Below are 12,521 nucleotides of genomic sequence, written 5' to 3' on the forward strand. Positions count from 1 at the left end.
ATGGAGTTTATAGATCCCGAATTATTAGCCTATTGTGAATCCCATACCTCAGAAGAGGACCCTCTTTTGAAAAAAATTGTCCGGGAAACTCAGGCCAAAGTCCTGATGCCTAGAATGATTTCGGGGCATTTGCAGGGAAAAATCCTGGAGCTATTTGTAAAAATGCTTCGTCCAAAAACGATTTTGGAAATAGGAACCTACACTGGGTATTCAGGAATTTGTATGGCAAGAGGACTGGCTGAAGGTGGAAAGCTAATTACACTCGACATCAATGACGAGCTGGAAACCATGGTTCGTGGATTTTTTGAAGAAAGTGGTCTTGCATCACAAATAGACTACAGGTTAGGTAACGCCTTGGATATTATCCCTAGTTTGGAAGGTCCATTTGACCTGGTTTTCATAGATGCTGATAAATTCAATTATTCCAACTATTACGACTTGGTGATCGATAAAATGCCTTCAGGGGGTATCATTTTGGCAGATAATGTACTTTGGTCTGGAAAAGTATTGCCAGAAGGAAGGAAAAAATTAGACAAAGACACCGAGGCAATATTGGAGTTCAATCGGAAGGTTCACCAAGATTCCCGAGTAGAAAACAGTATTTTACCCATCAGAGATGGAATCTTAATGGCAAGAAAACTGTGATTTCATAAAATGGGAATCATTTTTGCTCATGCAGGGCTGATATCAGAAGACGACCGAGCATGAATTTCAAAAGTTTACAATTTTTCATTTTTTCCTGCTTCCTTTTAGCCTCCACTCCTATTCTGGCACAGATTCCACAGGTGCCCGCGGAGATGGAATTTGCAGACATGATTATCCGCATCAATCCTCAGGCTAGAAGAGAAATTCAATTAGATGTTGATGCCTTGTACCGAAACCCGAGCTACTTCAAAGTAAAGCTTGAGCGGGTAAATCTTTACATGCCAATCGTAGAACGGGAGCTCAGAAGCGTTGGAGTACCTTTGGATCTAAAATACCTGGTGATTCAGGAAAGTGGTTTGATCCCTGATGCAGTCTCAACCTCCAATGCGGTAGGCTTTTGGCAGTTTAAGCAAGGCACCGCAGAGGAAGTCTTTTTGAGAGTGGATAGCCAAATTGATGACAGAAAAAATATAGTAAACTCCACTCGTGGAGCAGCCCTTTATTTAAAAAAGCATAACAACACCTTTGATAATTGGATGTGTGCTTTAGTCTCTTATCAAATGGGCTTAGGAGGTGCCAAAGCCTATTTTGGAAACAGATACAATAGTCAGCGAATCATTGATATTAATAGAAATTCTCACTGGTATTTCAAAAAATTCCTCGCTCACAAAGTCGCTTTCGAAAACCAAATCGGTGGAATTCTGGTCAGCAACTCACAGCGCTTGGTTGAAGTTCAGGTACAAGGTCCCACCTCGCTCAAGGAGCTTGCAAAAAAATACCAGGTCTCAGAAGAGCATCTAAAAGAGATGAATAAGTGGGCTGTCAACGGAAAAATTCCGGCCGGCAGAGGGTATTCTTTGGTTTATATCCAAGAAGGAAAATTGGACTACAAACCTGCTGTGATCGAATCACAACCTACGCAGAGCAAACCAAGTCAAAAAAGTAAAGCTGAGGAAAAATATTATCCGGCTTATAAGCAGGCAAACTCTTACCCTAGAATTTCAGGAAACACCACCAAGGCTACTCAGCCTGATCAGATCACTGTCAACGAGTTGGATGGTGTTTTAGCGGCAAATACGACTTCTTTGGAAAAATTTGCCGATAAAATCGGAATTAAAGAGAAGAAATTCAGAAAACTGAATGACTTGGATCCAGAGGAAAAAGTTGAAGCCGGAAAGTATTACTACACGGAAAAAAAGAAGTCAAAAGCCGAAATCGAGACGCATATTGTCCAGCCGGGAGAAACTCTTTGGAGTATTTCTCAAAAATATGGAATCAAGCTTTCAGCTTTGAAGGCAAAAAACAGAATCAGAAGGGATGAAGATTTGAAGGCAGGAATGGTCTTGAGTCTGCAGGAACACAGAAAAAGAGGGGAAGAAATTCCTTTCGTATCTGTGCCTGCATCCACTCCGGTAAGAGTGGCTCAATCTCAGCCGGAACCTCAGTCTCAAAATCAGACTGCACCTGTCAATTATTCTTCTACCCAAGATTCTGAGCCCAGCTATAGCAATACGCCAAGTAAAATGACTCATACCGTATCTCCAGGAGAAACGCTATATGCAATAAGTAAAAAATACGGCGTTACAGTAGATCAGCTGAAAACTTGGAACCAAATCGGAAGCCAGAACATTATCAGCGTTGGACAGAAATTAACTATCTTCAAGCCCTGATTTCGACCTTTTTCATGCCCAGATTACTTCTCCTAGCAGGACTTTTGGTTTTCCTCCTGAGCGGAAAGATTTTAGCTCAAGATATACAGATCATTCCCGATACTGTTCTGATCAACGGGGATACACTGTTGATGCTTGGTGATTCCTTATTGATTGATGAGCCTGTCAAGGAAGTTTTCTGGAAAACAGGAGGTAACTACAACCTAAATATTGTCCAATCTACTTTGAGTAACTGGGCAGCAGGTGGTACCAGTTCATTCGCCCTCAATACAGGAGTTTCCCTTTATGCCAACTACAAGAAAGACAAAAAGGTCTGGGACACGCAGTTGAATATCAACCTAGGTTTTAACAGGCAGAATGATAGAGCTTTTCAAACCAGAAAGACTAATGACAACTTCATATTTGTCAGCAATTACGGACGGGAGATTTCAGAAAAACTCTACTTATCCACTCAGATTGATGCCCGAACTCAATTGCTCGAAGGTTTCAAGTATAGTAGGCCGGCAGGAAGTGAAAACGATTTGAGAACCAAAATATCGGACCTGCTTTCTCCAGGTTATGTTCAGTCCTCCACAGGTTTGAATTATAGAAAAACTTATCCAAACAAAGGTAAGCTATCGGTCATCCTTTCACCTTTCACGGGTCGATTTACTATTGTCATGAATGACTCTCTCAGTAATGTAGGAGCTTTTGGTGTTACGCCCGGAGAAAATGTAAGAGCGGAAGCGGGGATGTCTTTGGCCACCTCTGTCGCCGATATTTCATTGATGGAGAATGTCAATTGGAAGGCAGATCTCAACCTCTTTTCCAATTATGAAAGATTCGGAAACATGGTGGTCAACTTTAATTCGACCATCCGAATGAAAGTCAATAAATACATTTCCACGAGGATTGAAACGGTCCTAATCTATGATGAGGAGGTATTTATCAAGCAGGATGATGGTACATCCAAACAGGCTATTCAGTTGCAAAACCTGATCAATTTTGGAATCTCTCTGGATTTTTAAAAATCAGTCTCCAGGCCAAACTTCTTTCTGAACTCATTTAAAGCTGGATGCTTTTCCAATAAATAATTGAATTTATCCGAACTCGTATAAAGCTTGTTTTTGGCAGTTTCGATTTCTTCCTTGACTTCTAAGGATAGCTGGAATTTTCCTGCACCAGTTAAGTTTCTTATCAGGGTCATTAACTCCTGACGCATGGAATGAGCTCTTTCTTCCTGCACATGACCCATCACTTCCAAGATCATTTCATTCTCCTTTACCTTGATTGGTTGATTGAGAATGGCCAATTCCAAACTTTTCCCTTGCTTTTTGAAATGCTCTAAAACCTGAGGTAAATGCTGATCTAGGAGTTCCTGAGTCAAAGGCTTAGTAGTCTCCACGGTAGAAACAAACTCTACCAAATCCTCTGCCTGTTTTGAAGCCTGGGTATTTTTTTGTTCAAACTCTTTGACCAGTTTTTTGGTCTGGGAGAGACTTGTTGGAATCGAAATTGTTTTCTGAACAGGAGTAGTTTTCCCCTTAATAGAATCAGCACCTAATGGGATTTCGGATGGTTTTTCCTCTACCGGTTTTCCGTTATTCAGGCTTTTTTTTTTGATTCCTCCACTGCCAATGCAGCTAGGTTCAATGCCTGAGGTAATTTGGCCATTTTCATCAAAGCCAACTCAACATGAAGGCGCTGATTTTTACTGGTTTTATAATGAATGTCACATTGGTTGGCAACATTCAAAGCAGAAAGTAAAAAAGACTGACTGGCTGCTTGGGTTTGTTGAAGGTATCGCTCCTTGACATTTTCGGAAACTTCAATCAAATCTATGGTCACAGGATCTTTCACTACCAACAAATCCCTGAAATGCTCGCAAAGACCAACGATGAAATTATGCCCATCGAAGCCTTTTTTAAGAATTTCATCAAAAATCAATAATGACTGGGAAATATCTCCTTCCAATAGAGCATCTACTACTTTGAAATAGTAGTCGTAATCCAGAATGTGAAGGTTAGAAATGGTCTCTTTATAAGTGACTTTTTGACCTGCAGAATAGGTTACGAGCAGGTCAAATATGGAAAGTGCATCTCTCAATGCCCCATCCGCCTTGGTGGCGATCAGGCGAAGCGCTTCATCCTCATAGCTTACACTTTCTTTATCTGCGATATGCTTCAAATGATCCGCAATATGCTTGATTTGAATTCTATTGAAATCAAAAATCTGACAGCGGGAGAGAATGGTAGGAATGATTTTATGCTTTTCTGTAGTTGCTAAAATGAAAATAGCATACTTAGGAGGTTCTTCCAAAGTCTTCAAAAATGCATTGAAGGCCTGATTGGAGAGCATGTGAACCTCATCAATTATATAGACTTTGTATTGACCTTTTTGAGGAGCATATCTAACTTGATCTACAAGATTTCGAATATCATCGACCGAGTTATTAGATGCCGCATCCAGCTCGTATATATTGAAGGAAGAGTTGTTTTGGAAGGAAACACAGGATTCGCAGGTTCCGCAGGCTTCTTGATCATCCTCTCTATTTTCGCAGTTGATTGTTTTTGCAAGTATTCGTGCACAGGTAGTTTTACCAACCCCTCTAGGTCCACAGAAAAGGAAAGCCTGAGCAAGGTGATTATTCTTGATCGCATTTTGTAGTGTAGTGGTGATATGCTGTTGCCCCACGACACTTTTAAAATTAGCCGGTCTATATTTTCTTGCCGAAACGACGAAATTTTCCATCACCGCAAGATATAAAAATCTCGGTATTCAGCCTTCTTCAAATTTGAGCAAAATTGAAGTTTTTATATAAAAGACTGAGATTGAAGAATATCTTATTAAATGATTTTAAAATTAAAATTGAAAGATAAAGTAGCTGGGCCTCTCGCATCTCGTTTCCCAACTCCATAGTCCCACGTCTAATCTCTCGCTTCTCGTCTCTCGCCTCTATCTTCTAATTTCTCATCTCTCGCTTCCATTCTCCCCTTCTTACATAATACCTAGTTCCCGTTGAACGGAACCAAATTTAGATTACTTTTGTCTTCTCAATAGCAAATGGGGCTGACCGGTTTTGACAGTAAGTGTAAAGATCGGGCTTGCATGCAGGCTGGAGTATGTACGGCCTTGAAAGATTCATACGAACCATAAATGGCGAAAATACTTACGCCATGGCTGCCTAATCTAACCTTTTAGGAAAGATCGCTTAAAGGGTTGAGTCACAAACAGTGATTCCCCGGCCACATCTCACCATCCGTTGTCTGGTCCGGGTGGAATTGAGGTGTCGACTTGACTGGACTGCGGCCTGCGATGCGATTAAGCAGGCTTAAGTTCTAATCGCTAAGCCAAACTTAGGTGTGTCACCCAGCATAGTTTGGTCGAAAACCCAATCGGTGACTAAGCATGTAGACGGTACGGTGTTTCCTTATCTGGACGCGAGTTCGAATCTCGCCAGCTCCACAATTTTGATTAAATAGGCCCTGTAAACACTTAATTTACAGGGCTTTATTTTTTGACAAGTTTTTTCTAGTGGATATTCAGTGGCATTACACCTTGTTAAACATTTATTTAATACTTTCAAATCAAGTTAGCCAGATATCTATCTTTCACAAAATAAGGAAATGTGTTTTTTTAAAACCCTGTTAAACTCCGTTTCAATCCAAGAAATTTGATGATTTTGATTAAAAAAAGTAAAGGTCTCTCAAAACTCATATGGATTTATTACCACAATCCTCCTGAGGAGACCTTCACCGACATTACTTAAGCCACTTCATCGAAGTTATAATGAGTAATGATGTATTTCTCCCCGTCAGAGATAAAATCATTAGATATGACCCAATTAAGGTAATAATGTACAAATTGCATATAGCTGAATTTTGGGAGTATATTTTCGAAATACCCATCATTTTTTAATAAAGAATTTTCAGACCCCAATAATTCAACTAAGGAACATCTAGAAACTACGAGAAACCCTTGTGCTAAAATTACTGCATTCTTGATAGAATCATCAAGAAGAGTCTTTTCAATAGTCTTCTCAGGGTAAGCCAAAAGACACCAATTATCCTCACCAAATTCATAGATCCCATTACCCATTGAAAATATTTCATCGGGCAAACAACCTATTCCGAAAACCATCCTTAAAATATCTTCGAAATTATCCTGTATGATATTGTGAAACTCAGGATATTCATAAGGCAAATTCTTCCATTCAGTTCTGTTCAAATAGAGGGAAGTTAGAATTGGAAATGAAATTGGAACTCCATTCAGATATATACGGTCAATATTTCCTGATTGAATTGCCTCACTCAATTCATCCAATTCTTGAAATGAGAATTGAGACAAGTCTTTAATTACTTTTGTGTTTTTCATTTTGATTTTCTTCATTTTTTTTATGTAGTTTGATTGTTTTTAAATTCTAATTGTTGCTAAATCCTGAATTATCAGAATATCCCCGAAAACCAACTTTTTTGCGGTACTCTATTGGATACCCTTGGAAAATCGTAGGATGGGAATTAATTATTTCCTTATGGTTTTCTTCTGGTGTGAATGTTAGATATATCAATTTGACTGTGAATTGATTATCTGTTTTCTTAGTGACCTTAAGAACACCCCTAACTCCTTTATTTTTTAATATATTCTGTATTTTTCTGCCTTATCTTCTACGTTTTGACTCGGGAAATAAATCGCATCGTGAATAAGTGAGGCAGGCTCTTCATCCATAGATTCCTCGAATGTTGCAACCATCACCTCTGCCTCGGCTCTCTGAAGTGCAATTGCCATTTTCTTATAATTCCCTTATTTAATAAATCTCAGAATCTGAGGTATTTGAGCTTGAATTAACCCAAATACTTGAGAATATTAAGCCATTCTTTCATTCATATATGATTACATTCATTTTATGCTACATTTTTAATATTTAAACAAACTTGATAATTACTATTTTTTACCTGATTATCAATATTTTGAGCCTCATTTTGAACCAAACCTGAAACCCAATCTCTAATTTCTTTCACTTCTAAATTTGTATACTTCCTAGTACCAGAATGAAGAATTTCTTTACTCCTTTCCAATGAAATCATTTACTACAAATCGTTAATACGTTCATAGGAATCATCAATAAAAAGGTCTTCTGGATAAGGTTCAACATCTACCGTGTCAAATTTCCAAAGATGATATTTTCCGAAAACTTTCGGATTACTTTCAATCACTCCAATGTGATCAAGTTCAAGTGGGAAGCTAATTTCAACACCATTATTAGCCCTTCCATTTCTAAAACCCAAATCCCATTTTATTGTACACCTAATCTGGAGTTTTCTCAAACATTGAATTACCTTTTCCATCACAAAATCTTTTTTACTTACCTGGAAATAAATACCATCATGCAATGTCGATGATGTAACCTCATTCATTATTTCCTTATAGCATGATTGAATCACTCTGGATTCTTCTTTCTGCAAGAGAAAGCTAACTTTCTTATGACCACCCTTTTTTATTTCCTCCACCTCACCTAATATTTGAGGAATCAATTCGTAAACTTGAGGATACAAATCATATGATTTTGAACCTTCAATTGAGTCCATAATCATGGCCCAAAAAGATTCCTTAAATGATTTTCTAGTTTGACCTCTTTTGAAGGACGATTTACCATTTAAAAATTCAAATGCTTTACCTAGCTCTGACCAAATAATGAAACCCCTAGTTGACTCAAGAATTTCTACATCTTTATTCTGCAGTCTTTCCAAAATGATCCTGTTGAGAAAAATTGCCTGAGCATTTGCCATATCAAGCTCACCAATAGGCTCCCCTTCAATCCTGAGGTATTTCCTTATTGTCTTAGGCAGATTAGAAAAACTGTTGTAAAATCTACCAGAGTCAGATGAAACTTGAAATTTAGATTCTTCGAATAAAAAAAAGATATTTTGGTGATTTTTAGATAATTTGTGAATCTTAACTTGAGAAAAATCTAGCTTCTCCATCCATTCAGAGAGTTTAATGGCAATTTCATTTCCCAAAAAGAAATTTTTACCTAAATAATTATTTGTTTTTTCTAGAAAATGTTTTTCTCTTTTTTTTAAGTCAAAATCATCAAGAAAGTACAGTACAAAATCATAACCTTTGACTTTGAGAACTTTATATTCATATGATTTCTTCTGAACCTTGGAATAAAAATTTGATCTTTTTAAAAGTTTTGATTCAATTAACACCTTCGTTAGCATCCGAGCCAAAGTCAAATTTTTCCCATTCTTTAATTGGATTGATTTGTGATTTGTGATATAATAAAGAGATTGATAATCTAAATAATGAAACCCTTCCATGCTATTTTTCCAATAGGCATTTGCTCTCAAAATCCTATCAATCACATACAGGTATTTTATGAAATGGAATTTTAAATGGTTTTTTACCTTCAGTTCATCACCCAGATAATCAAATAGTACGACAGAAATCTTTTTTCTAATAACATCAAAAGGAGCATTTAAATAATAATACCTCTTTGGATAAGAAATAAACTTATTGCCAGAATCATGTGAATAAATAGCAGAGGAATTTAATAGATTATTATAGGTACACACCTTTTCGAGTTCCTCTGTCCTTGAATCAGACCGATTAGGGTCATTTTCAGGGTTTATTTTTTGCAAAAACACACCGTTTGAACCTGTTGGAATTACTCCATTATCATTTCTTTCCATTTTTTTTGTTTTTAGATTTTTTGAATCGTTTGACTTTTTTGTTTTTTTCATTGTTAAATTTTTTGATTTACATGAGACCTAACGAATAGAATTAATTTTGGTTCATTTCTTTTTTGCAAAATTATATATTGTATTTATGTTATTTACCTTTTATTTATTTCATTTAATTTAATTAGAAAAAAATGTCCTATATGGTTCAAAAAGAACCTTTTTTCTTATTAGTTTATTACCTAAGCCATTATTTATATGATGAAAAAAAATTTATTTTTTTTTCATTTGATGAAGAGATACTTCCCTAATGCGTCTTACAGAAATCAAAAAATCATTACGCAATCAAAATCCAATTGAATTAGTTAATCATCATTTCAAAAGCTTAATTTTTTTTGGAAAAATTTTTTCATGCAAGCATAACTAGGACTGGGCGTGGTGGGGGAACCCTGGGGAGGGGGTAATCGTAGGATACCTACGTCTTATAGAAACATTGTGATACTGTTATTATTAGCACTTCCAAGATTTAAACTATATATGGAGTACTTCTAAAAATCTAAAAAAGTGGTCACAGATATATTTTTTCAAGATTTATCCCACTAATGAGAAGGATACTTTAAAATAAAATAGTACGCGATAAAGGATCAAAAGAATACATTTATTACACTAAACTAACCCACCTAGCTTCTTAATCTTGGTCACAGTATTCTCATGCACCCCTGCCAGCTTTGCAGCCTCCTTTGCCTTCAATCCTAATTTCAAGTATTCTTGCACCTGCCGATTCTGAGGCTTCGACAAAAAATCCAAAATTGATTCCTTTGTACCTTCTTTCCTGCCCTTGTATTTCCCTTTATGCTTGGCAATTTCAATGCCTTCCCTTTGGCGCTCCTTGGATTGATTTCGTTCCATTTCCGAAACTGTCCCTAAAATTGAAATCATCAATTTTGTTATGTGATTCTCTTTTCCATCTTCATCAATAGTTCGAAGACCTTGATTTATAAAAAAAATTGGGATTTTTTTCTCGGTAAACAAATGAATAGTGTTCAATATATCTCTAAGGTTCCTGCCTAGCCTGTCTATTTCCCAAACATGTAATTCTTTAAGAACTCCATGCTCAATGTATTTAAGTATTTCTAGTCCACCTTGCCTTTGAAAGAAGGGAATTGCACCACTGCATTTGTCCTCCACAATTTTGTCAAAAGAACCTTTAACCTTCTGCCTGGATGTATTTTGAATTAAGGACGAAACTCTGGTATAGAGAACTTTCATAAATCACATTTTTAGAATAGACATACTTATACTCTTGTTTTATGAAAAATGTTTCATTTTTACTTGGCTTTTCAGATAAAAGCCAGATAAGAAAAATCACAATTTAGGGTATACCCTAATTATTGAATATTTTAAATCACAGCCTTAAATAATAAGATCAAGACTAACGTGACTCTTTTAAATTAATATTACATAACCTTAGAGAAGAATAAATTTTGAAATTGAGTAAGATAAAGAATAAATTGGAATACAAATTTTAAAAATATTACCAGCTTCCAGCCTATTCATATTTATTTTTCAATTATACTTCTTAACTAAATTTCATCCTTAAAATTGAAAAATCTATAATATCAAGAAAACCCAAATCAGGTTAAATGATAAATGCCATTGAAAAAAATTGTAGCATCTCAAAAAAAAAACGTACCAGATGATAAAGTTCAGAAAAATAAAAACAATTTTGGTTAGAGAATTCTTAAAGAAATTGTAACTTAGGAAAAATTAAAGATTAAAATCAAAATTATTTTAATAAATTAGGAGACCGATAATCTTAATAAGAATAAAATTTAAATCCATTGATGATAATAAAGTTTTTAAAGATGATAAAAATTAAAGAATTAAAATGTAAATAAAGATTGAACATAAAAGAAGTTTACATAAAATAGACATAATCCATTTATGTAATCTTTATAAAAAAATTAATGCAAACTATAAAATGAAAATACATACATAAAAATAAAATTATAAAAGCTTATTTAGAGGAATTTTAAAATAAATATGAATATTAAAAAAAATAACAATAACATAAGTGAAAAATTAAAATTCATATATCAGGCATCACTACAAAGTAATGATTTTTTTTTAAATGGAAGAGAATAAAAAATATAGACAAGATGCTGAGAAAAAATTCTTAGCTATTTTTAGCTTTTGGAGAGAACGTTACTCAATTGATCGAAGTTCTAATGATGAATTTGAATTCCATAGTGGATTAAATGATGCAATTCAAGATATATTATTTTCTCAAATTCCAGAGTATAGAGAATTTGATAATTTTATTTATTTTTTATATAAAAATAACCCATTTAATAATAATTTATCATTTGAAGTACATGTTTTATTAACCTCAGCACAAATCTTTTGGGAATTAAATTCAATAAATAAAGAAAAGAATTCCGATCTTTTAAAACAAATACATCAAATATTTAATAATAATTCAGACTATTCTTATAAATTAATAAAATTTATAAGAAATAAATTAAATATTGCATTTGACGAGTTTCCAATATTCCCAATAAGAGGAAGAAATGAATCTATAATTCAAATAGAGTTAAGTTTCTTAGAATCAACCTCTCTTATGATCAACAAAGTAGATTTTGATTACAAAAAGTTGATTAATAATGCAGATATTGAAAAATCAATGAATAAAATTATTTCAAGGCAATTTTTTCAAGATATAGATTATATCGAATATACTTATCATGATGCCTTAGAAATAAATAGCATATCTGTGCTGGCACGTGTTCTTACTGGACACTTAACAATTAGATTGGTGGAAAGTATACCACTAGAGATAAAATATAATAATCATCTAGATATCAAGTGGTCTCCTTTAAAAAGATTCTATTTTTTAAATAATTCTAGATATAAGTTAAGAAAATCTATTAATTTCAAAAATCTAAAAAGAATACAAGTAACTGAATTTGATTCATATAATAGATCAAAAATAGTAAATCAATTAGTTAAAAAATATAATTACAATAAAAATGTTAAACCTAATAAAATTATTGATTATAAATATGAAAAAGAATACATAATTTCAGAAATAAAAAAAGATAAAAATTTAGATTTAACGAAACTTGAAATCCAATTTACAAAAAATAATTTATTACAATATTCAATTTTTGTGTTTGGCTCTTCTAGTTTAATTAATGAATTAAAAAAAATATTGGAAACAAATGAAGAGTACTTTTGTGGATTAAAAGTAAGTAAGTTCCAAATATTATATATTGAATTTACAAAAAAAAGCATAGATATAGATTTCATATCACCACTATTAAATGAGTTCGAGTACTTTGAAGTAAAACCAAATATTTCTGATTATATTGATGATAAAGGTAATAGGATTTACATTCATTATTATTTAGATTTTTTTGGTAACGGAGTTAATTTAACCCTTAAAAATAAAACTTATATGCCAAAAATTAATTTTTATAAAGATGGTTTCAGTGAATTCGGTTAAGTCACAATGAAACAATTAAACCATAGATCTCTTGCAGAAGAA

General features: G+C 34.1%; 11 protein-coding genes and 1 other RNA gene. 5 read left to right on the plus strand and 7 right to left on the minus strand.

The window, feature by feature from the left end:
* Genes B2906_RS16000 through B2906_RS16010 form a run of 3 tightly spaced genes read left to right on the plus strand, consistent with a single transcriptional unit; the run spans window position 1 to window position 3,322 of the window.
* Window positions 1-645: an O-methyltransferase gene (locus tag B2906_RS16000; RefSeq protein ID WP_286941680.1), complete on the plus strand. Its 645-nt coding sequence runs from the start codon at window positions 1-3 to the stop codon at window positions 643-645.
* A 59-nt stretch (window positions 646-704) separates the two neighbouring features.
* The gene (locus tag B2906_RS16005) at window positions 705-2,315 is read left to right on the plus strand and encodes a LysM peptidoglycan-binding domain-containing protein (RefSeq protein ID WP_286941683.1); all 1,611 of its coding nucleotides are present in this window, start codon (window positions 705-707) and stop codon (window positions 2,313-2,315) included.
* A gap of 14 nt (window positions 2,316-2,329) precedes the next feature.
* On the plus strand, window positions 2,330-3,322 hold the full coding sequence (locus tag B2906_RS16010) for a DUF3078 domain-containing protein (protein WP_286941685.1): 993 nt from the start codon (window positions 2,330-2,332) through the stop codon (window positions 3,320-3,322).
* Here the strand turns inward: B2906_RS16010 and B2906_RS16015 are convergent.
* On the minus strand, window positions 3,319-3,720 hold the full coding sequence (locus B2906_RS16015; RefSeq protein WP_286941688.1) for a hypothetical protein: 402 nt from the start codon (window positions 3,718-3,720) through the stop codon (window positions 3,319-3,321). The genes B2906_RS16010 and B2906_RS16015 overlap by 4 nt on opposite strands.
* A 179-nt stretch (window positions 3,721-3,899) precedes the next feature.
* Entirely contained in the window at window positions 3,900-5,045 is a 1,146-nt protein-coding gene (locus B2906_RS16020; protein WP_286941691.1) for a DNA polymerase III subunit gamma/tau, read from the minus strand.
* A gap of 314 nt (window positions 5,046-5,359) precedes the next feature.
* On the opposite strand from B2906_RS16020, the gene ssrA reads away from it, so the two are divergent.
* Window positions 5,360-5,762: a transfer-messenger RNA gene (gene ssrA / locus B2906_RS16025) on the plus strand.
* Window positions 5,763-6,059: 297 nt separating this feature from the next.
* Here the strand turns inward: ssrA and B2906_RS16030 are convergent.
* The 5 genes from B2906_RS16030 to B2906_RS16050 all read right to left on the minus strand — a co-directional run bounded on the left by B2906_RS16030 (window position 6,060) and on the right by B2906_RS16050 (window position 10,243).
* Complete coding sequence (locus tag B2906_RS16030; RefSeq protein WP_286941694.1) at window positions 6,060-6,683, minus strand: hypothetical protein; 624 nt, start codon at window positions 6,681-6,683, stop codon at window positions 6,060-6,062.
* A gap of 243 nt (window positions 6,684-6,926) precedes the next feature.
* Window positions 6,927-7,079 (minus strand): hypothetical protein, encoded by a 153-nt coding sequence (locus tag B2906_RS16035; RefSeq protein ID WP_286941696.1) that lies wholly within the window; start codon window positions 7,077-7,079, stop codon window positions 6,927-6,929.
* A gap of 116 nt (window positions 7,080-7,195) precedes the next feature.
* Window positions 7,196-7,378, minus strand: coding sequence for a hypothetical protein (locus B2906_RS16040; protein ID WP_286941698.1), 183 nt, complete (start codon window positions 7,376-7,378; stop codon window positions 7,196-7,198).
* A gap of 3 nt (window positions 7,379-7,381) precedes the next feature.
* On the minus strand, window positions 7,382-9,037 hold the full coding sequence (locus B2906_RS16045) for a hypothetical protein (protein WP_286941700.1): 1,656 nt from the start codon (window positions 9,035-9,037) through the stop codon (window positions 7,382-7,384).
* A 603-nt stretch (window positions 9,038-9,640) separates the two neighbouring features.
* On the minus strand, window positions 9,641-10,243 hold the full coding sequence (locus B2906_RS16050) for a recombinase family protein (RefSeq protein WP_286941702.1): 603 nt from the start codon (window positions 10,241-10,243) through the stop codon (window positions 9,641-9,643).
* 862 nt (window positions 10,244-11,105) lie between these two features.
* Here B2906_RS16050 and B2906_RS16055 point away from each other — a divergent pair.
* Window positions 11,106-12,479, plus strand: coding sequence for a hypothetical protein (locus tag B2906_RS16055; protein WP_286941703.1), 1,374 nt, complete (start codon window positions 11,106-11,108; stop codon window positions 12,477-12,479).
* Window positions 12,480-12,521: the final 42 nt, after the last annotated feature.

It is taken from the genome of Algoriphagus sp. UBA3586 (assembly GCF_002376385.1).
Taxonomy (GTDB): domain Bacteria; phylum Bacteroidota; class Bacteroidia; order Cytophagales; family Cyclobacteriaceae; genus Algoriphagus; species Algoriphagus ornithinivorans.

What these genes read in the sequence shown, in the direction of transcription:
- B2906_RS16000 (WP_286941680.1), top strand. Translation starts at nt 1, where the DNA reads ATGGAGTTTATAGATCCCGAATTATTAGCCTATTGTGAATCCCATACC.
- B2906_RS16005 (WP_286941683.1), top strand. Translation starts at nt 705, where the DNA reads ATGAATTTCAAAAGTTTACAATTTTTCATTTTTTCCTGCTTCCTTTTA.
- B2906_RS16010 (WP_286941685.1), top strand. Translation starts at nt 2,330, where the DNA reads ATGCCCAGATTACTTCTCCTAGCAGGACTTTTGGTTTTCCTCCTGAGC.
- B2906_RS16020 (WP_286941691.1), bottom strand. Translation starts at nt 5,045, where the DNA reads ATGGAAAATTTCGTCGTTTCGGCAAGAAAATATAGACCGGCTAATTTT.
- B2906_RS16030 (WP_286941694.1), bottom strand. Translation starts at nt 6,683, where the DNA reads ATGAAGAAAATCAAAATGAAAAACACAAAAGTAATTAAAGACTTGTCT.
- B2906_RS16035 (WP_286941696.1), bottom strand. Translation starts at nt 7,079, where the DNA reads ATGGCAATTGCACTTCAGAGAGCCGAGGCAGAGGTGATGGTTGCAACA.
- B2906_RS16040 (WP_286941698.1), bottom strand. Translation starts at nt 7,378, where the DNA reads ATGATTTCATTGGAAAGGAGTAAAGAAATTCTTCATTCTGGTACTAGG.
- B2906_RS16045 (WP_286941700.1), bottom strand. Translation starts at nt 9,037, where the DNA reads ATGAAAAAAACAAAAAAGTCAAACGATTCAAAAAATCTAAAAACAAAA.
- B2906_RS16050 (WP_286941702.1), bottom strand. Translation starts at nt 10,243, where the DNA reads ATGAAAGTTCTCTATACCAGAGTTTCGTCCTTAATTCAAAATACATCC.
- B2906_RS16055 (WP_286941703.1), top strand. Translation starts at nt 11,106, where the DNA reads ATGGAAGAGAATAAAAAATATAGACAAGATGCTGAGAAAAAATTCTTA.